The sequence below is a fragment of the Phenylobacterium zucineum HLK1 genome (assembly GCF_000017265.1).
Classification (GTDB): domain Bacteria; phylum Pseudomonadota; class Alphaproteobacteria; order Caulobacterales; family Caulobacteraceae; genus Phenylobacterium; species Phenylobacterium zucineum.
The window spans coordinates 2,146,240-2,167,363 of record NC_011144.1 but is presented as its reverse complement, the minus strand read 5'-3'; the positions used below and the strand labels follow the sequence as shown (position 1 = coordinate 2,167,363).

Sequence of the window (21,124 nt, the reverse complement as noted above, 5' to 3'; positions counted from 1 at the left end):
GCCCCGCCTCGGGGCCGTTTTGCTGTCGGCCGTGGAGCGGAGGACAGTGCATGTCGCGGGTCGTCGGGATCGACCATCTGTCGGTGCGGGTCAGCGACATCGAACGCTCGCGGGCGTTCTATGGGCGCCTCTTCGAGTTCCTCGGGTTCGAGGTGCTGGAGGACTACGGCGACCAGATCGGCTGGACCAACGGCAAGACCCGCTACTGGATCGGCCAGGCCGACGCCGAGGGGCGCGGGCGCAGGCATCGCATTGGAGATGTCGGCTTCCACCACTACGCCTTCGAGCTGCGCAGCCGGGCCGACGTCGACGACTTGCAGGCCTTCCTGGAGCGGGAAGGGGCGACCATCGTCGATCCCGCCGGCGAGTACTATCCCGACTACTACGCCGTGTTCTTCCTGGACCCCGACGGCCTCAAGCTGGAAGGGATGAAGTACGGCAAGGTCTAGGTTTCCCAGGCCGATCGCCCACGCTATATATGCTCAAAGTGAGCATTTCTCTCGGACCGGAGACGGAGCCGTCGTGACGAAGTCGTTCTACGCCATCCACAGCCACGGCTTCGTCCGCGTCGCGGCCTGCACGCCGCGCGTCGCGGTAGGCGATCCCGGGTTCAACGCCGCCGAGACGCTCCGCATGGCGCACGAGGGCGACGCCCGCGGCTGCGACCTGATGCTGTTCCCGGAGCTGGGGATCAGCGCCTACGCCATCGACGACCTGCTGCTGCAGGACGCCCTGCTGAAGCGGGTGGAGGACGAAATCGCGGCCCTCGCCGCCGCCAGCGCCAAGCTCTCGCCCGTGCTGGTGGTGGGCGCGCCCGTGGCCCGCAACGGCCGGCTCTACAACTGCGCCGTGGCGATCGCCCGCGGGCGTATCCTGGGCGTCGTGCCCAAGAGCTATCTGCCCAACTACCGCGAGTACTACGAGAAGCGCTGGTTCGCGCCGGGCCACGGGGTCGAGGGACTGGAGGTCGAACTGGCCGGCCAGGCGGCGCCCTTCGGGACCGACCTGCTGTTCGAGGCGTCGGACCTGAAGGACTTCGTCTTCCACGCCGAGATCTGCGAGGACTTCTGGGCCCCGGCGCCGCCCTCAACGGAAGGCGCGCTCGCCGGCGCGCTTATCCTCTGTAATCTGTCGGCCTCGAACATCGTGGTGGGCAAGGCGGACGAGCGGGCGCTGCTCTGCGCGTCGCAGTCGGCCCGCTGTTCGGCCGCCTACCTCTATTCGGCCGCGGGGCCGGGGGAGAGCACGACCGACCTGGCCTGGGACGGCCAGGCCTCGATCCACGAGCTCGGCCGCGAGCTGGCCTGCACCGACCGCTTCCCGACCGAGGCCCAGATGGCGGTGGCCGACATCGACGTCGAGAAGCTGCGGCTGGAGCGGATGCGCTCGCCCACGTTCAACGACGCGGCGATCGCCCGCGGGCATCCCGAGCGCCGCTTCCGGCGGGTGCGCTTTGAGCACCGCCCGCACGGCAAGGATGTCGGCCTGCTGCGGCCGGTCGACCGATTCCCCTTCGTGCCGGACGACCCCGCCCGGCTCGACAAGGACTGCTACGAGGCCTTCAACATCCAGGTGCAAGGCCTTGTAAAGCGGCTGGAATCCACGAAGTCGCAGCACATCGTCATAGGCGTGTCAGGCGGCCTGGATTCCACCCACGCCCTGATCGTGGCGGCCAAGGCCTTCGACCGGCTGGGCAAGCCGCGGTCCGACATCCTGGGCTTCACCATGCCGGGGTTCGCCACCAGCGAGGGGACGAAGTCCAACGCCTGGAAGCTGATGCGGGCGCTGGGCGTCACCGCCGAGGAGATCGACATCCGGCCGGCGGCGACCCAGCTCCTGAAGGACATGGGCCATCCGTTCGCCGCGGGCGAGCCGGTCTATGACGTGACGTTCGAGAACGTGCAGGCGGGCCTTCGCACCGACTACCTGTTCCGCCTGGCCAACCAGCGCCACGGGTTCGTCCTGGGCACGGGCGACCTGTCCGAACTGGCGCTGGGGTGGTGCACCTACGGCGTCGGCGACCAGATGAGCCACTACAACGTCAACGGCTCGGTGGCGAAGACGCTGATCCAGCACCTGATCCGCTGGGTGGCCAAGACCGGCCAGTTCGACACGGCCGCGTCCGAGACCCTGCTGTCGGTGCTGGACACCGAGATCTCTCCCGAGCTGGTGCCCGCCGACGCCAGCGGCGCGATCCAGAGCACCCAGGCCAAGATCGGCCCGTACGAGCTGCAGGACTTCAACGTCTACTGGATCACCCGCTACGGGCTTCGGCCGTCGAAAGTGGCCTTCCTGGCCTGGCACGCCTGGCGCGACGTGGCGGAGGGCAGCTGGCCGCCGCACTTCCCGGCCGAGGCCCGCAACGCCTACGACCTGGCCACGATCAAAAAGTGGCTGTCGCTGTTCCTGTTCCGGTTCTTCGAGATCAGCCAGTTCAAGCGCTCGGCCATGCCCAACGGGCCGAAGGTGATCTCGGGCGGCAATCTCAGTCCGCGCGGCGACTGGCGCGCGCCGTCCGACGGCGTGGCGAGGGTCTGGCTCGAGGAGCTCGAGGCCAACGTGCCCTAGCGCACCCTAGCGCGCCTGGGCGCCCGCGGGGCAGCAGGAGGAGGCGGCCGGGCGCCGGCGGGCGGCCATGCGCCGGATCAACGGCTCGATCCAGAACACCCAGTAGCCATAAGGAACGTCCTTGTGGATCTTGTGCAGCTCTTCCATGACCCGCTCCATCGGTTCGACTTGCTGATGGAGTGCAGAATGGTTGCGGGAACGCCGATCGACAAACGGGTTCTCCTGCTCTATCGATAAGCAGACCTTATGCAAGACCCGCTCGCCAGCATTCCGCTCAGCGCCATCCGCGTGTTCGAGGCCGCCGCCCGCCTGGGCAGCTTCACGCGCGCGGCGTCCGAGCTCGGCATGACCCAGGCGGCGGTAAGCTGGCAGGTGAAGGCGCTGGAGCAGCGCCTCGGCCAGCGGCTGTTCGTGCGCCGCCCGCGCGAGGTCGGCCTGACGCCCGCCGGGGAGCGGCTGGCCCGCGCCGCGTCCGACGCGATGGCGGCGCTGCGCTCGGCCCTGTCCGACATCTCGGAGACGGGGGAGGGGATGCTCGGCATCACCACCCTGCAGACTTTCGCCACCCAGTGGCTCGCCGGACGCCTCGGGCGTTTCCAGCTCGCCCATCCGAAGATCGCGGTGCGGCTCGACACCGAGAACCGCGTGGTCGACCTGATGCGCGAGGATTTCGACGTCGCCATTCGCGGCGGGCGCGGGGACTGGCCGGGGATGGAGTCCCTGCTGCTGTTCCCGGCGGTGCAGACGGTGCTCTGCACCCCGGCCGCCGCCGCCCGGCTGGGCGATCCGCCGCGGCCCGAGGCGCTGTTCGACGTGCACCGGATCGGCTCCGACGCCGAGTGGCGCCAGTGGTTCGCCGCCGCGGGCGTCATGCCCGAGGGCGAGACGGGCCCTGCGGCGCCGCGCCTGATGGGCGACACCCAGACCCTGGAGGTGGCCGCCGCCATCGCCGACGACGGCGCGGCCATGGGCTCTCCCGTCATGTTCGGCCGCGACCTGGCGGAGGGGCGGCTGGTTCAGCCGTTCGACGTCTACTTCGGCGACAGCAGCTACTGGCTGGTCTATCCGCGCGACCGCCGGCGGGCGGGCAAGATCGCCGCCTTCCGCGACTGGCTGTTCCAGGAAGTGGCGGCCGATCCCCACGCCCAGAGGGTCCTGGCGCGGCTCGACCTCGTGGCCGCCGCTAGCTGATCTTCAGGACCGCCGCCTCTTCGGACGGCGGCATCGGCTCGGGCGCGACGCCCAGCAGCGCCGGCACGATGTCCTCGACCCGCTCGACCGAGATCCACGCGTCCATGAACGAGGCCGGCGTCAGCTTCGCGTCCACCGTGTGCTGGAACAGGTCGAACAGGGGCCGCCAGAAGCCGCCCGGATTGTAGAAGACCACCGGCTTCTCGTGCAGGTGCAGCCGCCGCCATGAGAGCAGCTCGACGATCTCCTCCAGGGTGCCGATGCCGCCGGGCAGGACGACGAAACCGTCGGACTGCTCGAACATGATCGACTTGCGCTCGTGCATCGAGCGCACCACGAGGTGCTCGACGGTCTCCAGCGCCCGCTCGGCGCCGACCAGGAACTCGGGGATGACGCCCAGGACCGCGCCGCCGGCGTCGTGCGCCGCCCGCGCCGTCGCGCCCATCAGGCCCACGCCGCCGCCGCCGTACACCAGCCGGATCTTCGCGGCGGCCAGGGCCCGGCCGAGGTCGGCGGCGGCCGCGAGGTAGGCGGGATCGGCGGCGTCGGACGAGCCGCAGAAGACGCAGACGGAATGCAGGCGCTCGGGGGCGCTCATCGTTGGTACGCTCCAGGAAAGGGTCTCGAACACGCACGGCGCGCTTGCCTGCGCGCGTCGAAGGCCCAAGTAGCTATGGCCAGGGTTAAGGAGTTTCAAGCAGACCGTGTTCCCGAGCCGCCCGTTCGATCCCCAGGACCGGGGCTGACGCCTTGGTCCATGTGCATACGGCCCAGAGCCGTTTCCGCGGCCCGGGCGCCATCGCCCCGCCGGGCGCCAGGTTCGACTTCTGGGGCTCGATGGCCGACCTCGGCCGGCTGGTCATGCGCTCGGGCGCGCCGCAGCTTCGCCTGCGGATCGGCGCCGCCCTGGTCCTGGTGTTCCTGGGCAAGCTCGCCGGCGTGCTCGCGCCCGTCCTGCTGGGCGAGGCGATCAACACCTTGACGCCGGTCGGGCAGGGGGTGGTGATGGTCGGCGCGGGCTTCATCGGCCTGGCGCTGGGCTTTGCGTTCCTGCGGCTGCTGGCGGCCTGCGCCCCCTACGCTCGCGATGCGATCTTCACCCGGGTCTCGCAGTCCACCATGGCGCGGGCGGCGGTCGAGAGCTTCGGCCATGCGCTGTCGCTCTCGCTCGACTTCCACCAGACCAAGCAGACCGGGGCCCTGTCGCGGGTCATCGACCGCGGCGCGCGGGCGACCGATTTCCTGATCCGCAGCCTGGTCTTCAGCCTCGGCCCCACGGCCGTCGAGCTCGTGCTGGCCATGGCGGTGATGGTGGTGCGGCTGGACTGGAGCTTCGCGCTCACCGCCCTCGTCACCCTCGTCCTCTACGCCGTCATCACCTTCAAGATCACCGACTGGCGCCTGGACCACCGGCGCGAGCTGAACGACGCCGAGACCCGCGCGGCCGGCCTCTCGTCGGACGCGCTGATGAACTACGAGACGCTGAAGGCCTTCGGGGCCGAACCCCGGCTGGTGGAGACCTACGCCGGCGCCATGGCGACCTACGTCGACGCCAGCGCCCGCGCCAACGGCTCGCTCAACCTGCTGAACGCGGCCCAGGCGCTGATCCTCAACGTCGGCCTCGCCGCCATGACGGTGATGGCCGGGATGCAGGTCTCGGGCGGAACGCTGCAGATCGGCGACGTCACCATGGCCATCTTCCTGCTGTCCGGCCTCTACGCCCCGCTGGGCATGCTGGGCTTCCAGTACCGCGAGATCCGCCAGGGCCTGATCGACATGGAGCAGATGGTCGCCCTGCGCGACATCCGCCCCGAGATCACCGACGCGCCGGACGCCCGCGACCTGCCGCCCGCCACCGGGCGCGGGGCGGCCATCGCCTTCGACCGGGTGAGCTTCCGGCACGACGCCCGCTCGGTCGGCCTGATCGACGTCAGCTTCGAGGCGCAGCCCGGCCAGACCGTCGCCCTGGTCGGACCCTCGGGCGCCGGCAAGACGACGGCCATCCGCCTCGCCATGCGCCTGATCGATCCCCAGGAGGGGCGGGTGCTGATCGACGGCCAGGACATGCGACAGGTGAAGCTCGCCGCCATCCGCCGCGCCGTGGCCCTGGTGCCGCAGGACGTGGCCCTGTTCAACGACACGCTCTACGCCAACATCGCCTTCCCGCGCCCGGACGCGAGCCCCGCCGAGGTCCGCGCCGCGGCCGACGCCGCCGAGCTCGGGGCGTTCATCGACGGCCTGCCCGACGGCATGCAGACGCGGGTGGGCGAGCGCGGCCTGAAGCTCTCGGGCGGGGAGCGCCAGCGTGTGGGGATCGCCCGCGCCCTCCTGGCAGACCCGCGCCTCTTGATCCTGGACGAGGCCACCAGCGCCCTCGACGGACCCACCGAGGCGGCGATCCAGGAGACGCTGCGCAAGGTTAGGGCAGGGCGCACGACGCTGGTGGTAGCCCACCGGCTCTCCACCATCGCCGACGCCGACCAGATCCTGGTGCTGCGCCGCGGGCGGATCGTCGAGCGGGGGGCGCACGAGGCCCTGCTCGCGAAGGGCGGGGAATACGCCGCCCTCTGGCGGCGTCAGACCCGGCAGGCCTAAACCCGGCTCTGCGCTACTCGGCGGCGCGGGGCACGTCGTCCCCGAAGTCGGTGGGGGCCAGCCGTCCTGCGGGCGGCCCGCCGCGGCCCCGACGCCGGCCGACCCAGCGGCCGAACCGTCCGATGCGGTCGGCGTAGACCTTCGGCGCGGCGAGCATCACCGGGGTCAGCACCAGCGTCAGCAGGGTGGCGAACGACAGGCCCCAGACCACCGAGGCCGAGAGCTGCACCCACCATTCCGACCCTGGCGCCTGGTGCTCGATGTGGCCGGTGCGGAAGTTCGGGTGGATCTGGAACATCAGCGGCAGCAGGCCGACGACGGTCACGGTGGTGGTCAGGAGCACGGGCCGGAAGCGCTGGGCCGCGGCGCGCACCGCCGCCTCGTCGGGCGAGTGGCCCTCGTGGCGCAGGTGGTAGAAGGTGTCCACCAGCACGATGTTGTGGCCCACGACGACGCCGAACAGGGCGACCACGCCCGTGCCCGTCATGATGATCGATATGTAGTCGAAGGTGCCCAGCAGGTTCACCTGCACCCCCAGCAGCACCCCGACCGTGGACAGGATTACCGCCGAGAGCGTCACCAGCACGCCGTAGAAGCTGTTGAACTGCCACAGCAGGATCACGAACATCATGAACAGGGTGGCGGCCATGGCGGCCATGAAGAACTGCGCCGCCTCCTGGCCCTCCTCGTCGGCGCCGATGAACTTCCAGCGCACCGAGGAGTCGATCGGGGCTTTGTCCAGCCAGGGGCGCAGCTCGGTGATCTTCTGGTTGGCGGCGACGCCCTCGACGGCGTTGGCCTGGACGATGACGATCCGCTGGCCGTCGCGCCGCTGGATCTGGGTCACCTGCTGGGCGGGCACGCGCTTGATGAAGTAGCTGGCGGGCACCGGACCCTGCGGGGTGGTGATCTTCAGCTCGTTGAAGGCGGCCACGTTGCGCGCGTCGGCGGGGAAGCGGACGCGGATGTCCAGCTCGTCCTCGGCGTCGTCGGGACGGAAGCGCCCCATCAGGACGCCGCCGGTCAGGAACTGGATCGTCTGGCCGACCGACAGGACGTCCACGCCGTAGCGGCCGGCGGCCTCGCGGTCGACGGTGAGGTTCCACTCGATGCCGGGCGAGGTGCGGTTGTCCTCCAGCTCCATGAGCTGCGGATCGGCGGCGAGCTTGGCCTTCACGAGGTTGGCCGCGGCGTTCAGGGCGGCCGGATCGTGGCTCTGCAGCTGGACCTGGATGTCCTTGCCGATGGGCGGGCCGTTCTGCGGTCCCCGCACCTCGATCTGCAGGCCGGGGAGGTCGGCGACCCGCTTGCGGATCTCGGCCTCGATGTCGCGCCCGCGCAGGCCGAGCTGGCGCCGGTCCTCGAAGTCCAGGAAGTCGACCCGGATGCGGCCGACGGTGTCGTTGGGCGGCGAGCCCGGGCCGCCGTTGGCGCTGAAGCCGCCGGCGCGGGTGTAGAAGGACTCCACCCCCTTCAGGCCGACCAGGCGCTGCTCGACCTGGCCGACCAGTTCGTTCTGGGCCTCGGGCGAGAGGTTGCCGCGCGCCTTGACGAACACCTGCACGAACTCGGGGTCCTCTTCGAAGAAGAACTCGGTCCGGTGCTTGGTCCCGCCGAACCAGACGGCGATGGCCACGACGATCACGACGCCGGCGAACATGGTCCGGGTCGGGTGGGCGCCGAGATAGGTGAGGGTCCGGGCGTACCAGCCCATGAAGCCCCGCATTTCGCGCGGGTCGCCGTGCTCGGACTTGACGATCTCGGCCAGGGTCTCCTCGTCCACCGCGGCCTTGCGGCCGAAGATCGAGCCCAGCGCCGGGGTGAACACCAGGGCCACGAAGATCGAGGCGCCAAGCACGAAGAACAGCGTCAGCGGCAGGAAGCTCATGAACTTCCCGGCGATCGAGTTCCAGAACATGAACGGCACGAAGGCGCAGAGCGTGGTCAGGGTGCCGTTCACCACCGGCCAGAACATCCGCTTGCCGGCGGCGGCGAAGGCGGCCTCCTTCGGCAGGCCCTCGGCCATCTTCCGGTCGGCGTACTCCACCACCACGATGCCGCCGTCGACCAGGATGCCCACGGCCAGCACCAGGCCGAACATGACCATCATGTTCAAGGTCACGCCCATGCCGTTGATCATCAGGAACGCCAGCATGAAGCAGACGGGGATCGAGGCGCCGACCATCAGCCCCTGGCGGATCCCCAGGCTGGCCACGATGATCAGCATCACGAGGATGATCGCGATGATCAGGCCGGATTCGAGCACCACCAGCGTGCGGCCGATGAACTCGCTCTCGTCGTAGATGTAGTCGATGCCGATCGTCGGCGGCCACCGCTCGGACTCCTCGACGGCGACTTCCTTCACCACCTCCACGGTCTCGAGGATGTTGGCGCCGCCGCGCTTGGAGACCTCGAGGATGAAGGCGGGATGGCCGTTGTAGCGGCTGATCGAGGCGGCCTCCTTGAACGTGCGCCGCACGTCGCCGATGTCGCCCACCGTCACCAGCCGGTCGCCGTTGCGCTTGATCGGGAGGGTCAGGATGTCGGCCGGCTCCTCGACCACGCCCGGCACCTTCACGGCGAACTGGCCGGCGCCCGAGCGCAGGCTGCCCGCCGGCACCAGCTGGTTGTTGCGCCCGATCACTTGGGCGAGTTCGGCGGTGGTGACGTTGTAGGCCTCCATCCGAACGGGATCGATGGTGACCTCGAGGACCTCCTCGCGGGCCCCGCTCATGTAGACTTCCAGGACGCCCGGAGTGGCCTCCAGGCGCTCCTTCAGCGCGCGGGTCACCCGGTGCAGCTCGCGCTCGGGCGCCGCGCCGGAGATGACGATCCCGATCACCGGCTCGCCCGAGAAGTTCGCCTCCTGGATGATCGGCTCCTCGGCGTCGGGCGGGAACTTGCCGCGCGCCAGGTCGACCTTGGCGCGGACGTCCTCCAGCGCCTTGTCCTTGTCGAACTTGGCCTCGAACTCGAGGGTGACGATCGCCAGGTTCTCGCGCGCCACCGCGTTCATCGACTCGATGCCCTGGATGGTCTGCAGCTCCAGTTCCAGGGGCTTCACCAGCAGCCGCTCGGCGTCCTCGGGCGAGACGCCCGGGTAGGGCACCACCACCGAGATGTAGGGCAGGTCGATGTCCGGCTCCGACTCCCGGGGCATGTTCAGGTATACGAAGAACCCGAACAGCGCCGCGATGAGCGTCACGCCCAGCACGACCTTCCGTCGCTTGATGGCTCCGTCGATCAGGGGGCCGATCATGCTCGCCTCTCCAGGGCCGACCGGGCGCTAGCGCGCCTGGGCGACACGAACCTTCTGGCCGTCGGCCACGAACGACTGACCCACGGTGATCACCCGGACGTTTCCGGACAGGCCCTGCACCCACATGCCCTCGGCGGTCTGCTCGAGGACCCGCACCGGGGCGAAGGCCACGCGATTGTCGGCCAGGACGTAGCGCACGCCCTGGCGGCCGTCGGCGTCGAGCACCAGGGCCGAGACGGGCACGAGGTGGGCCGCGCCGGAGCCCGCGCCTATCCGGAGCTCGGCCGACAGGCCCGAGCGGACGTCCATGGCGGGGTTCTGCACGGCGACTTCCAGCGGGTAGGTGCGGGTCTGGGGATCGGCGTCCTGGCCGACGTAGCGCACCCGGCCGCTCAGGGCGCGCCCGTCCACCAGCCGGGCGGTCGCCGGCGCGCCGACGCGCAGCCGGGTGGCGTCCGTCTCGGGCACGTGGCCCACCACCAGCAGCGGGTTCAGTTCGATCATGGTCCCGCACGGCTGGCCGGGAGCGAGGTAGGTCCCGATCTCGGCGTCGCGGCGGTCGAAGACGCCGGCGAACGGAGCGCGGATGTTCACCTGCGACAGCGCGATCTCGGTCTGGCGCACCTGCGCCTGGGCCGCGTCGAGCGCCGCCTGGGTCTCCAGCACCTGGGTCTGCGAGCGGTAGCCCTTCTCGGCGAGCTGCCGGGCGGCCTGGAGCTGGAGCTGGCGCGAGCGGAGGTTGGCCCTGGCCTGATCCAGCGTCGCCTGGCGGGCGTCGACGGCCAGGCGGCACAGCACCTGACCCTTGCGCACGAAGCTTCCTTCGCGCGCCGGCGTCTCGGCGACGACCCCGGCCGTCTCGGACCGCACCACGACGGCGCGCGCGGCCTCGGTCCGGCCGCGCAGGACCACGTCCACCTGACGGACGGTCTCGGGCGTCACGCGCACCTGAACGCTGGGCGGAGCTTCGGCGTCGGCCACGGCCTTGGCCTGGGCGGCGTTGCGGTCCTCGCCGCCGCCGCGGAACAGCGCGCCCGCGACGAAGTAGAGGGTGAACAGCCCGATCACCACCAGGATGAAGACGTACTGCGGCTTGAGACGTCGCAACTTCGTTTCCTCGTGCCCCGTCGTCCGCGCGAGCCGATGCTCGTTCGCGGACGTCCTCCGAACTGCGCTTGTGATGCCCGCGTTATGCGAGGGCAAATGAATTTGCCGTCACGCACGCAGCGTAGAACAATCCGCCGCAGCCGCGAGCCTGGATTGCGCCCGCGCAGGATTCGCGCGCAACGGGTCCCGCGGCCGATGTTTTACGCAGTATAGGAAAGAGCCTCCGTGCGCTACCTCCACACCATGGTCCGGGTGACGGACCTCGACGAGTCGCTGGCCTTCTACGTCGGCAAGCTGGGCTTGAAGGAGCTGTACCGCAGCGAGCACGAGGCCGGCCGTTTCACCCTGGTGTTCCTCTGCGCGCCGGGCGACGAGGCGGCGGCCGCCGAGCGCAAGGCGCCGCTGGTCGAGCTGACCTACAACTGGGATCCCGAGAACTACGAGGGCGGCCGCAACTTCGGCCACCTGGCCTATCAGGTGGACGACATCTACGCCGCCTGTCAGCGGCTGAAGGACGGCGGGGTGGTGATCAACCGGCCGCCGCGCGACGGCCGGATGGCCTTCGTCCGCTCGCCCGACAACATCTCGATCGAACTGCTGCAGAAGGGCGATCCCCTGCCGCCGGCGGAGCCCTGGGCCTCGATGCCGAACGTGGGGACCTGGTAGCGGCCCGTCAGCCGGTCTCCTGGGGCGGGAAGCGCAGGCCCTCCAGGGCGCGGGCGGCGAACGCCAGGTTGCGGGCGGCGTTGCGGGCGAGGCGGTCCGAGTAGGCGTGCGCCTCGTCCGTGTCGGTGTAGTCGGGGCCGGGCCCCGGCCCCAGGTGCCAGTAGGTCCACGACTGGCCGGGGATCGTGAAGCCCAGGTCGATCAGCGGCTGGCAGACGGTGGCCACGATGTGGTGGGCGCCGTCCTCGTTGCCGGTGACCACCACGCCCGCGACCTTGCCCATGGCGATCGAGCGGCCGGCCTCGTCGGTCTCGCTGAAGAACGCGTCCATCCGCTCCAGCGCCCGCTGGCAGACGCTGGACATCTGGCCCATCCAGGTGGGCGTCGCCATCAGGAGGATGTCGCAGGCCGCGATCTTCTCCCGCACCTTCGGCCATTCGTCGCCGTCGCCCATATCGCTCTCGACGCCGGGCCGGATGTCGAGGTCGACCAGCCGGACGATCTCGCTCTCGACGCCGTCCCTGGCCCATTCGGCCATCACCACCCGGGCCAGGGCCTCGGTGTTGGAGGTCTTGGGCGAGGGTTTCAGGGTGCAGTTGAGCACGAGCGCCTTCATGCGGCCTCCGGAGCGAAGCGGGAGCTTCAGGCCGAACGGTCGCGCGCGCCGCCTGTTCCGGCGGCGGGTAGGGAAGGGCGGGCTTTCGGAAGGGTCTCGATGGCTCCCCGGGCAGGACTCGAACCTGCGACCCGGCGGTTAACAGCCGCCTGCTCTACCAACTGAGCTACCGAGGATCAGGGCCGTCGAGGGCCGGGCATATACGCGGGCCCGCCGGGGTGTGCAAGCGCCTCCACCGCATCTTTTGGCGACTTGTCCGCTCGCCCCGCGCGACACGGCGTCGCCTCTCTCCAGCAGGTCGCTCGGAAGGCCTGCGGACGAAAAAAAGCCCGGCGCGGACGCCGGGCAGGAATTAGTCGGTGATGGTGGGGTGTCTTCAAGGAAGACGAGGGCAAGGTCCGGTGCTTTGGTTAAGCGGGGGTAAACGCCTTCGCCCGCCTCAGTTGAGCAGGCGGATCGGTTCCACCGCCAGGATCTCGAGCCGAATCGCCGGGGTCCGGGTCTCCAGCTCCACCGTCTCGCCCGGCATGGCGCCGATCATGGCGCGGGCCAGGGGCGCGACCCAGCTCAGCCGGCCCTGCGCGGGCTCGGCCTCATCCTCGCCGACCAGTTCGACGGTCTCGGGCGCGCCGCCGTCCTTGCGGAAGGTCACCCGCGTGCCGAACGCGACCTCGTCGGGATCGGCGGGCGATTCGACCACCTGGGCGTTGGCCCGACGCGCCGCCCAGTAGCGCTGGTCGCGGCGCAGCCAGGCCATCTGCGCCTCGTCCTCGCAGCCGGCGATTCGCTGGTCCAGGTCGGCGAGGGCGCGCTCGATCAGCTTCAGCCCGCGGGAGGTGACATAGTTGGGGTGCTGGCTGACGACCCGCTCCGGAGGGCTCTCCGGCGGCAGTTCGTCCAGCTCGCGCACGAAGGCGCTGCTCATGGGTGCTACTCTCCTCGGACGGCCGCGCGACTCGCGGCGGTCCGACAGGCTCAACGCTCGAGCCGTCGGCGGGCGCCGCGAAACATCAAAAGGCGCGAGGGGCGCCCGATTGTCGCGCCGGGCTGGACGGCGCCGATGGATCGGCTAACCAGCGGTCCTGGGACGTCTCGTCAGGGAAGGGCGCATGCGCATCCATTTCACCGGCATCGCCGGCGCCGGCATGAGCGCCGCGGCCCTGATGATGCGCGAGGCCGGCCACCAGGTCTCGGGCTCGGACCAGGACGTCTTCCCGCCCATGTCCACCTACGTGGAGGGGCTGGGCTTTCCCTTCTTCCGCGCCTTCGATCCGGCCAACCTGCCGCGGGATTTGGACGTGCTGGTGCTGGGCGCCTCGGCCAAGCTGGGCGGCGACGACAATCCCGAGGTCGCCGAGGCGCGGCGGCGCGGCGTGCGCGTGACCACCTTCCCCGAGCTGGTGGGGGAGGCGACCGCCGGCAAGCTGAACACCGTCGTCGCCGGCTCGTTCGGCAAGTCCACCTGCACGGCGCTCCTGGCCCACGTGCTGCGCGAGGCGGGCTGCGACGCCGGCTGGATGATCGGGGCGATCTCGCCCTCGCTTCCGGACACCGGCCACTGGGGCGCCGCTCCACAGGTCGTGCTGGAGGGCGACGAGTACATCGTCGGGCCGTCCGACCACCGCTCGAAGTTCGTGCTCTACCACCCGCGCGACGTGCTGCTGACCTCGCTGGTCCACGACCACGTCAACGTCTTCCCGACGTTCGCCGACTACGAGGCGCCGTTCCGCGAGCTGCTGCGGCTGCTGCCGGCCGACGGGCTCCTCGTGGCGCGCGACCATCCGGCGATCCGCGCCGTCGCGGGCGAGGCCGCCTGCCGCATCGTCTGGTACGACGTCGGCCCCTGCGAGGGCTGGTGCGCCGAGGACGTGGCGTTCGGCGACGTCACGCGCTTCACGCTGCGATCCCCGGGCGGCGGCCGGCTGAAGCTCGCCACGACCCTGCTGGGCGCGCACAACATCGAGAACATCGTCGGCGTGGCGGCCTATGTGCTGGAGCGCGGCCTAGCGACCGAGGCCCAGCTCGCCCGCGCCGTCGAGAGCTTCCAGGGCATCCGCCGCCGGCTCGACCGCCTGACCGCGGCCTCGCGCATCCCGCTCGTGGAGGGCTTCGGCTCGTCCTACGAGAAGGCCCGCTCGGCCATCGAGGCGATGCGGCTGCACTATCCCGCGCGGCCCCTGACGGTGGTGTTCGAGCCGCACACCTTCTCGTGGCGCAACCGCGAGGCGCTGCCCTGGTACGACACGGTGTTCGAGGGGGCGGCCAGGGTGCTGGTCGTCCCGCCGCCCAGCCACGGGGCGGCCAGCCACCAGCAGTCCAGCTTCGAGGAGATCCTCGCGCGGATCGAGCGGGCCGGCGTGCCGGCGGCCGGCGTGCGCACGGCCGAGGAGGCCACCGCCGCCCTCGGCGGGCTCGCCGGCGACGAGGTCGTGCTGCTGCTCTCCTCGGGCCCGCTCCTGGGCCTGCCCGACAGCCTGCCGCCGGTCTTCGACCAGCTCTATGCCGAGCCCGCCGCGGCCTGACCGCTAGCCGTGCCGGGCGGGGATGGGCTGGACGTAGTCCGTGCCCGCCTCGATCTCCTTGAACATCTGCCGCCGGGGGCCGAGGTAGCCGAACAGGTAGGCGGCGACCTTGCGCATCTGGATCTCCTCCGAGCCCTCGGTGATCCGGTAGCGCCGGTGGTGGCGGTAGATGTGCTCGAAGGGCTTGTGGCGCGAATAGCCGATGCCGCCATGCACCTGCATGGCCCGGTCGGCCGCCTCGCAGACCAGCCGGTTCGCCCAGTAGTTGCACATCGAGACCTTGTCCGAGATCTCCTTCTCGATCTGCTTGTGATCCATGCGGTCCATCTGCCAGGCGGTCTTGCGGATCAGCAGGCGCAGCATCTCGCACTGGGTGGACAGCTCGACCAGCGGCCACTGGATCGCCTGGTTCTCGGCCAGCGCCTTGCCGAACGGCTTGCGGCTGCGCGCGTACTTCACGCTCTCCTCGATGCAGAACACCGCCGCGCCGAGCGAGGAGGCGGCCTGCCGGATCCGGTTCTGGTGCACGAAGCTCTGGCCCAGGCCCAGGCCCCGGTCGATCTCGCCCCAGTAGGAATCCTCCGGCACCCAGCAGTCGCTGATCGACACCCGCGGGTGGTCGGTCGGCATGTTGAAGGTCCAGAGGTACTCCTCGACGTTGATCCCGGGATTGTCGGTCGGGACGATGAAGCAGGTGATGCCGGTCGCGTCGCCGTCCTTGCCCGAGGTGCGCGCGAAGACCATGCAGTGGGTCGCCACGTGCATGCCGGTCGTCCACATCTTCGCGCCGTCGATGCGCCAGCCGGGCTTGCCGTCGCGGGGCTCGCGGACCGCGCGGGTCTCCATGAATGTGGCGTCCGAGCCGTGGTTGGGTTCGGTGAGGCCGAAGGCGGTGCGCATCTTCCCCGACAGCAGGGCGTCGGCGTAGCGCTCGTATTGTTCGTTCGTGGCGAAGCTCTTGAACATCAGCACGAACGGGTTGTTGCCGACGATCGAGTGCTCGTTCTGCAGGTCGTTGTGCAGGCCCAGGCCCTTGGCCGCCAGGTGCTCGCGGATCACCGCCATGGCCAGCTGGCTGCCGCCCTTGCCGCCCATCTCGACGGGCCAGGCGTAGCGGAAGTGGCCGGCCGCGTCGGCGCGGCGCCGCGCCTCGGCCAGCAGCTCCTCCCACTCCTTGCGCGGCAGGCCCTGGTTCTCCCAGTCGGTGCGGGCGTACTCGCGCCGGTGGTCGAAGAAGCGGATGTTGTCGTCCTGCTGCTCGAGCGGCCTGATCTCGCGTTCGATGAAGTCGTCCAGCTCGGCGAGGTAGTCGACGAGATCCTGGGGCAGGTCGAAGTCCATGGCCGTTTCCTCACGCCTTTCTTGGGCGGGGTTGACGCTGCGGAGGCATTTACAAGCCGGCCGCGGCCCCGCCAGATCGGGGGCAGACTAGACCAATCGGAAGGTTCCGTCGGGTCATGGAATTGGACGTTCGCGAGCGCCTCGACAGCCTCGCCGCCCGCCTGGGCGGGGCGGGGACGAAGGTGGTCCAGGCCGGCCGCCTGTCGGGCGGGGCCAGCATGGAAACCTGGGCGTTCAGCCTGGAGGGGCCGGACGGCCGCCGGGACCTGATCCTGCGCCGGCGCACCGTTCCGTTCGACCCCGAGAACGCCCGCTCGGTGCCGCTCGCCGCCGAGGCCGCGCTGATCCGCGCCGCAGGCGCGAGCGGGGCGCTGGTCCCGCCGGTGGCGCATGTGTGCGACGTGGCCGACGGCCTGGGCGAGGCCTACGTCATGGGGGCCGTGCCGGGCGAGACCCTGGGCCGCAAGATCGTCTCCGATCCGCGCTTCGATGCGGTCCGCGGCAAGCTCGCCCGCCAGTGCGGCGAGGTGCTGGCCCGCATCCACGCCACGCCGGTCCCGGACGTCGGCCTGCGCGTCTCGAACGCCGCCGACGAGCTCGACCGCTACGAGCAGCTCTACCGCGACAGCGGGGCCAGGCGCCCGGTGCTGGAGCTGGCGTTCCAGTACCTGCGCCGCCGCCTGCCGGAGCCGGTGGAGCCGGTGCTGCTGCACGGCGACTTCCGGAACGGCAACATCATGTTCGACCCCGAGAGGGGCGTCGCCGCCGTCCTGGACTGGGAGCTGTCCCACGTCGGCGACCCGGCCGAGGACATGGGCTGGATCTGCACCAACTCCTGGCGCTTCGGCCGACCCGACCGCCCGGTGGGCGGGTTCGGCGACTACGCCGACCTGCTGGCGGGCTACGAGGCCGCGGGCGGCCGGCCCGTGCCGCTGGAGCGGGTCCGCTACTGGCAGATGCTGGGGTCGCTCCGCTGGGGCGTCATGTGCCTGCTGATGTACATGAGCTGGGCCAGCGGGGCCGAGACGTCGGTCGAGCGGCCGATGATCGGCCGGCGCGTGTCCGAAACCGAAGCCGACCTCGTCGTCCTCCTGGAGCAGGGCCTGTGATCACCCATCCGAAAGCCGAGGAGCTGACCGAGGCCGTCGCCGCCTGGATCGAGCAGATCCGTCCGGGTCTCGATCCGCGCAACGCCTTCCTCGCCCGCGTCGCCGCCAACGCCCTGGCCGCCGTCACCCGCGAGCTGAAGCAGGGACCCCATGCCGAGACCGCCGCCCAGAAGCGCATGGCCGGGCTGCTCGGCCACGGCGGCCCCTTCGAAGAGCTGAACGCCGAGCTGTGCGAACGCATCCGGTCGGGCGAGTTCGACGTCGCCACGCCGGGCCTCCTGGAGGCGCTGCGGGCGAACACGATGGAGCAGCTCGCCATCGACCAGCCCAGCTACCGGCACGAGGTCTAGCCCGGCCGCGGCTCCCTCTGCGGCAGCTTGACCGGCCGCGCGACGCGGCGCACTTACCGGGCGTGGCGCCCGAAAGGGCTGAATAGGGAATGCGGTGCGTGCGCTTGCGCACAAGGCCGCGGCTGCCCCCGCAACTGTAAGCGGCGAGCCTTCGACCACCCAAAGCCACTGGGACCGCAAGGTCCTGGGAAGGCCGGTCGAGGGCCCTGACCCGCGAGCCAGGAGACCTGCCACGAGCCGTGGTCACGCGCGAACGCGTCGGACGGGGTGCGCCGATGTGGATTGACCGGCCGTAGGGCGCTCCCGCGCCTCCGGCCGGGCGGTCTCCATTCGCGGTGACGTGTCACGTCCCGCGAGGTTCGCGCATGAACTCCCGTATTCTTTCCCCCGCCGTCGCCGCGGGGACCCTGCTCATCTCCGGCCCGGCCTGGGCCGACGCCGCCACCGTCGACGACGTGGTGGTGACCGCCAATCGCCGCCCGACCCCCGCCGACGCCGTCGGCAGCTCGGTCACCGTCATCCGCCGCGACGACATCGAGCGCTTCCAGTGGCGCAGCCTGCCCGAGGCGCTGCAGCTCTCGCCCGGCCTCAACGTCGTCCAGACCGGCGGGACCGGCGGCCGCGCGTCGGTGTTCATCCGCGGCGCCAACGCCAACCACACCAAGGTGCTGATCGACGGCGTCGACGCCAACGATCCGAGCCAGGGCGGGGTCTTCGACTTCGGCGCGATCCTCACCTCCGACATCGAGCGGATCGAAGTCCTGCGGGGTCCCCAGAGCGGCCTCTACGGCTCGGACGCCATCGGCGGGGTGGTCAACATCGTCACCCGCCCGCCCGGCGGGCCCCTGCGCCTGCGGGCCCGGCTTGAGGGCGGCGCGCACGAGACCTTCGACCAGGGGGCGGGCGTCTCCGGACAGGCCGGGGTGGTCGGCTTCGCCTTCGACCTGGCCCACGCCCGCACGGGCGCGTCGGACACCACGCCCCTGGCCCTGCTGCCCGCCGGCCGCGCGCGCCACGCCGATTCCTACGAGAACCTGACGCTGTCGGGCCGGCTGAACGCCCGTCCCTCCGCGCGCCTGGAGCTGGACGGGACCGTCCGATGGTCGGACGGCGACCTGCGCTTCACCGGCGATGAGGGCTTCCCCAGCGCCCCGGCCGCCGAGCCGTCCCGCCAGGACGCGCGCAGCCTGGTCACCCGCGGCGAGGCGCGCATCGACGCCGTCCCGGATCGGCTGGAGGTCCGCGCCGGCGTGGGGCGGGCCGACTACCGCACCCGCCTGCAGGGCCCCGGCGGGGCGGCTCCGACCTACAACAGGGGTGATCGCACCGAGGCCGACCTGCGCTTCGACCTGGTCCTGCCGCGGGGCGCCGCCCTGGTGGCCGGGATCGAGGCCGAACGCGAGCGGCTGAAGGACCAGCCCGTCCGCTACCGGAACGACAATCGCGCGGCCTTCGCCGAGCTGCACCTCGAGCCGGCCGGGGACCTCAACCTCACGGCCAGCGTCCGCTACGACGACAACGACCGGTTCGGCGGCGAGGCCACCTGGCGGCTGGCGGGCGTCTACGAGCTGGCGGCCACGGGCGCCCGGCTGAAGGCCAGCTACGGGACGGGCTTCAAGGCGCCCAGCCTGACCCAGCTCTTCGTCAGCTTCCCGGACTTCGGCTTCTTCGCCAATCCGGACCTCGACCCCGAGACGAGCCGCGGCTTCGACGTCGGCTTCGAGCAGCCCCTCGGCGGTCGGGTGGAGGTCGGCGCGACCTACTTCCGCCAGACCATCCGCAACCTGATCCAGTCCAACGCGGCCTTCACCTCCTACGAGAACGTCGGCCGGGCCCGCGCCGAGGGCGTGGAGGCCTATGCGGCCCTCCGGCTCTCCGCCGCTGTGACCGCCCGGGCCGACTACACCTATGTCGACGCCGAGGACCGGGCGACGGGGCTCGCGCTCCTGCGCCGGCCGAAGCACCGGGCCACGCTCAGCGCCGCCTGGACCCCCGCCGAGCGCGTCGCGCTCTCGGGCTCGGTCGTCCACGTGGGCGGCTGGGTCGACGGCGACCGCAGCTTCACCGTCCCGCGCCTGAAGGCCGACGGCTACACGGTCGCGAACCTGGCCGGCGAGTACCGGCTGAGCGAGGCCGTCGTTCTGTTCGGCCGCGTCGAGAACCTGTTCGACGAGCGGTTCGAGAATCCCGTGGGCTTCCAGCAGCCGGGGCGCGGCGCCTTCGCCGGCGTCCGGGTGCAGTGGGGGAGGGGCCAATGAGGGCCGAGTCTCTCCCGCTGCGGGAGGCCGCGTGGTCCGCGGGCCTCCTCGGCGCGGTGATCGTCGGGAGTCTCGCGCTCTCCTGCCTGGAGCCGCTCGTCGCGGTGGCGGTGCTGGCGGCGGGCGCGCTGCCGCCGGCGCGCGCCGTCGGGCTCACCCTCGCGGTGTGGCTGGTCGGTCAGGCGGTCGGCTTCGGCCTGCACGATTTCCCGGTGGACCGCACGACGATCGGCTGGGGGATCGGCCTCGGCCTCGCCGCGGCGGCCTCCACGCTCGCCGCGGCCGCGACGCTGGTCCGCCTGCCGGGCCGTCCCTCCTGGTTCCGCGCAGGCCTGGCCTTCGTCGCCGCCTTCGTGGCCAACCAGCTGGTCGTGCTCGGCGTGCAGCAGGTGGTCGAGGGCGCTTGCGAGATCGTCCCGGGGGTCATCAGCCGGATCGGCCTCCTCAACGCCGCCTGGCTGGCCGTGCTGCTCGCGGCGGACGCCCTGGCCCGGCGGTTCCTCGGGAGCGGGACCGGCTTCGGCGCCCCGAGGCCCGCGTGAGCGCACAGCGGATCGTCTCACTGCTGCCCAGCGCCACCGAGATCGTGGCGACGCTGGGCCTGGCCGGCCGTCTGGTGGGGCGCTCCCACCAGTGCGACTACCCGCCCGAGGTGGCGGCCTTGCCGGCGCTCAGCTCCACCAAGGTCCGGCTGGATGGCGATTCCCGCGACATCCACCTGAGCGTGGAGGAGATCCTGACCCGCGCCGTCTCCGTGTACGACGTGGACGCCGCGCGGCTGCGGGCGCTGCGGCCAGACGTCATCCTCACCCAGACCCAGTGCGCGATCTGCGCCGTGACGCCCGCCGACTTGGAGGACGCCCTCCGTGACTGGACCGGCGCGCGCCCGGCGCTGGTCTCACTGGAGCCGGACGACCTGTCCGAGGTCTGGGGGGACATGCTGCGGGTCGGTGAAGCGGTGGGCGCTTCGGACCGCGCCCGGGCCGCGGTCGAGGATCTTCAGGCCCGGCTGGAGGCCATCCGGGCCCGGGCCGCCACGGCGGGCCGCCGGCCCCGGGTGGCCGCCATCGAATGGATCGAGCCGCTGATGGCGGGTGGCAACTGGATGCCCGAACTGGTCGGGATCGCAGGCGGCGAGAGCCTGTTCGCGCAGCCGGGCGTGCACTCGCCCTGGCTGGCCTGGGAGACGCTGGTCGGCGCCGACCCCGAGGTGATCGTCATCCTGCCCTGCGGCTTCCACCTGCCCCAGGGCCTGAAGGACCTGGCGCTGCTGCGGGTCCGTCCGGAGTGGCGACGTCTCTCGGCCGTTCGGCGCGGCGAGGTCTATGTCGTCGACGGCCAGCACTTCTTCAACCGGCCCGGCCCGCGGCTGGTGGAATCCGCCGAAATCCTGGCTGAGATCCTGCATCCGGGTCTCTTCGACTTCGGCCACGCCGGCCGCGATTGGCTGCGCGCGGCCTGATCCGGCGTCCCGGAGGCCAGCTAGGCCGTTGACCCGCGGCGGCGGCGCGGACCATGTTCCGCGCCCCAGGTGACCGGTAA

General features: G+C 71.2%; 18 protein-coding genes, 1 tRNA gene and 1 riboswitch. Of the genes, 11 read left to right on the top strand and 8 right to left on the bottom strand.

Features of this window, described 5'->3' with window-relative positions; all coding sequences use genetic code 11:
- Nucleotides 1-50 precede the first annotated feature (50 nt).
- Nucleotides 51-449, top strand: a complete 399-nt coding sequence (locus PHZ_RS10625) for a VOC family protein (RefSeq protein WP_012522485.1) — start codon at nucleotides 51-53, stop codon at nucleotides 447-449.
- 73 nt (nucleotides 450-522) lie between these two features.
- A complete protein-coding gene (locus PHZ_RS10620; protein ID WP_012522484.1) occupies nucleotides 523-2,568 on the top strand; it encodes an NAD(+) synthase in 2,046 nt (681 codons plus the stop codon).
- A gap of 6 nt (nucleotides 2,569-2,574) precedes the next feature.
- Here the strand turns inward: PHZ_RS10620 and PHZ_RS23095 are convergent, their stop codons facing one another.
- Nucleotides 2,575-2,715, bottom strand: a complete 141-nt coding sequence (locus tag PHZ_RS23095; RefSeq protein ID WP_183281465.1) for a hypothetical protein — start codon at nucleotides 2,713-2,715, stop codon at nucleotides 2,575-2,577.
- Between the two features lie 99 nt (nucleotides 2,716-2,814).
- On the opposite strand from PHZ_RS23095, the gene PHZ_RS10615 reads away from it, so the two are divergent.
- Nucleotides 2,815-3,759, top strand: a complete 945-nt coding sequence (locus PHZ_RS10615; protein ID WP_012522483.1) for a LysR substrate-binding domain-containing protein — start codon at nucleotides 2,815-2,817, stop codon at nucleotides 3,757-3,759.
- Here the strand turns inward: PHZ_RS10615 and PHZ_RS10610 are convergent.
- Nucleotides 3,752-4,357 (bottom strand): LOG family protein, encoded by a 606-nt coding sequence (locus tag PHZ_RS10610; protein WP_041373433.1) that lies wholly within the window; start codon nucleotides 4,355-4,357, stop codon nucleotides 3,752-3,754. The two genes, PHZ_RS10615 and PHZ_RS10610, sit on opposite strands and share 8 nt — an antisense overlap.
- Before the next feature lie 239 nt (nucleotides 4,358-4,596).
- On the opposite strand from PHZ_RS10610, the gene PHZ_RS10605 reads away from it, so the two are divergent.
- Nucleotides 4,597-6,354 (top strand): ABCB family ABC transporter ATP-binding protein/permease, encoded by a 1,758-nt coding sequence (locus PHZ_RS10605; RefSeq protein WP_083771020.1) that lies wholly within the window; start codon nucleotides 4,597-4,599, stop codon nucleotides 6,352-6,354.
- Between the two features lie 13 nt (nucleotides 6,355-6,367).
- Here the strand turns inward: PHZ_RS10605 and PHZ_RS10600 are convergent, their stop codons facing one another.
- Both PHZ_RS10600 and PHZ_RS10595 read right to left on the bottom strand, forming a co-directional pair.
- On the bottom strand, nucleotides 6,368-9,613 hold the full coding sequence (locus PHZ_RS10600; protein WP_012522480.1) for an efflux RND transporter permease subunit: 3,246 nt from the start codon (nucleotides 9,611-9,613) through the stop codon (nucleotides 6,368-6,370).
- A 27-nt stretch (nucleotides 9,614-9,640) separates the two neighbouring features.
- A complete protein-coding gene (locus tag PHZ_RS10595) occupies nucleotides 9,641-10,720 on the bottom strand; it encodes an efflux RND transporter periplasmic adaptor subunit (protein ID WP_012522479.1) in 1,080 nt (359 codons plus the stop codon).
- Nucleotides 10,721-10,945: 225 nt separating this feature from the next.
- On the opposite strand from PHZ_RS10595, the gene PHZ_RS10590 reads away from it, so the two are divergent.
- Nucleotides 10,946-11,386, top strand: coding sequence for a VOC family protein (locus PHZ_RS10590; protein WP_012522478.1), 441 nt, complete (start codon nucleotides 10,946-10,948; stop codon nucleotides 11,384-11,386).
- Between the two features lie 7 nt (nucleotides 11,387-11,393).
- On the opposite strand, the gene PHZ_RS10585 is transcribed toward PHZ_RS10590, so the two are convergent.
- The 3 genes from PHZ_RS10585 to PHZ_RS10575 all read right to left on the bottom strand — a co-directional run bounded on the left by PHZ_RS10585 (nucleotide 11,394) and on the right by PHZ_RS10575 (nucleotide 12,927).
- Nucleotides 11,394-12,002 (bottom strand): flavodoxin family protein, encoded by a 609-nt coding sequence (locus PHZ_RS10585; RefSeq protein WP_041373432.1) that lies wholly within the window; start codon nucleotides 12,000-12,002, stop codon nucleotides 11,394-11,396.
- A 100-nt stretch (nucleotides 12,003-12,102) separates the two neighbouring features.
- Nucleotides 12,103-12,178: transfer RNA gene (locus PHZ_RS10580), tRNA-Asn, on the bottom strand.
- A 263-nt stretch (nucleotides 12,179-12,441) separates the two neighbouring features.
- Nucleotides 12,442-12,927 carry a GreA/GreB family elongation factor gene (locus PHZ_RS10575; protein WP_012522476.1) on the bottom strand — a complete coding sequence of 162 codons (486 nt, stop codon included), beginning with the start codon at nucleotides 12,925-12,927 and terminating at the stop codon, nucleotides 12,442-12,444.
- A gap of 184 nt (nucleotides 12,928-13,111) precedes the next feature.
- Between PHZ_RS10575 and PHZ_RS10570 the strand changes: the two genes are divergently transcribed.
- Nucleotides 13,112-14,524 (top strand): Mur ligase domain-containing protein, encoded by a 1,413-nt coding sequence (locus PHZ_RS10570; RefSeq protein WP_012522475.1) that lies wholly within the window; start codon nucleotides 13,112-13,114, stop codon nucleotides 14,522-14,524.
- Between the two features lie 3 nt (nucleotides 14,525-14,527).
- Here PHZ_RS10570 and PHZ_RS10565 read toward each other — a convergent pair whose 3' ends face one another.
- Entirely contained in the window at nucleotides 14,528-15,865 is a 1,338-nt protein-coding gene (locus tag PHZ_RS10565) for an acyl-CoA dehydrogenase family protein (protein ID WP_012522474.1), read from the bottom strand.
- Between the two features lie 116 nt (nucleotides 15,866-15,981).
- Between PHZ_RS10565 and PHZ_RS10560 the strand changes: the two genes are divergently transcribed.
- From PHZ_RS10560 to PHZ_RS10540, 5 genes are all read left to right on the top strand, one after another.
- Nucleotides 15,982-16,974, top strand: coding sequence for a phosphotransferase family protein (locus tag PHZ_RS10560; RefSeq protein WP_012522473.1), 993 nt, complete (start codon nucleotides 15,982-15,984; stop codon nucleotides 16,972-16,974).
- The gene (locus PHZ_RS10555) at nucleotides 16,971-17,324 is read left to right on the top strand and encodes a DUF6285 domain-containing protein (RefSeq protein ID WP_041373431.1); all 354 of its coding nucleotides are present in this window, start codon (nucleotides 16,971-16,973) and stop codon (nucleotides 17,322-17,324) included. The genes PHZ_RS10560 and PHZ_RS10555 overlap by 4 nt, the downstream gene beginning before the upstream one ends.
- Nucleotides 17,325-17,370: 46 nt before the next feature.
- Nucleotides 17,371-17,573: riboswitch (cobalamin riboswitch) on the top strand.
- Nucleotides 17,574-17,689: 116 nt separating this feature from the next.
- Nucleotides 17,690-19,582 (top strand): TonB-dependent receptor plug domain-containing protein, encoded by a 1,893-nt coding sequence (locus tag PHZ_RS10550; protein WP_041373430.1) that lies wholly within the window; start codon nucleotides 17,690-17,692, stop codon nucleotides 19,580-19,582.
- A complete protein-coding gene (locus PHZ_RS21680; protein WP_049758207.1) occupies nucleotides 19,579-20,124 on the top strand; it encodes a hypothetical protein in 546 nt (181 codons plus the stop codon). Before PHZ_RS10550 ends, PHZ_RS21680 begins: the two co-directional genes overlap by 4 nt.
- Nucleotides 20,121-21,044, top strand: a complete 924-nt coding sequence (locus PHZ_RS10540; RefSeq protein ID WP_041373429.1) for a cobalamin-binding protein — start codon at nucleotides 20,121-20,123, stop codon at nucleotides 21,042-21,044. Before PHZ_RS21680 ends, PHZ_RS10540 begins: the two co-directional genes overlap by 4 nt.
- Nucleotides 21,045-21,124: the final 80 nt, after the last annotated feature.